We start from the raw sequence: 329 nt of genomic DNA, 5'->3' as shown, positions 1-329 counted from the left end.
ACACCAATTAATATAGGGAGTTGTATTAAAAGAGGTAAGCATCCTAATGAAAAAGGATTTAAATTATGCTCTTTATATAGTTTTAATATCTCTGTATCTCTTTCTTTAGCTAGAGATGGATTATCTTGTATCATATCTTTAGTGTATTTTTGTTTAACGGCTTTTATTTGAGGTTCTAGAATTTTCATCTTATCTTTTCTTAGGGATTGGCTGAGGTACTGTTTTACCATTAGAGGCATTATTATTAATTTAACAATTATGGTTAGGAATATAATTGATAATCCGTAATTGTTATTAAATAAAACCGCTAAAGATTCAATAGACCATGA

1 protein-coding gene is annotated in these 329 nt (G+C 27.7%); it reads right to left on the bottom strand.

Annotation, left to right across the window (positions count from 1 at the left end; genetic code table 11):
• The coding region (locus RT27_RS31705) for a YidC/Oxa1 family membrane protein insertase (RefSeq protein ID WP_231577714.1) at window positions 1–230 on the bottom strand (230 nt) is incomplete at its 3' end.
• Window positions 231–329 lie beyond the last annotated feature (99 nt).

The sequence above is a fragment of the Bacillus sp. L_1B0_5 genome (genome assembly GCF_000836715.1).
In the GTDB taxonomy this organism is placed as follows: domain Bacteria; phylum Bacillota; class Bacilli; order Bacillales; family Bacillaceae_G; genus Bacillus_A; species Bacillus_A thuringiensis_S.
This window is presented reverse-complemented; position numbering and strand designations above follow the sequence as displayed.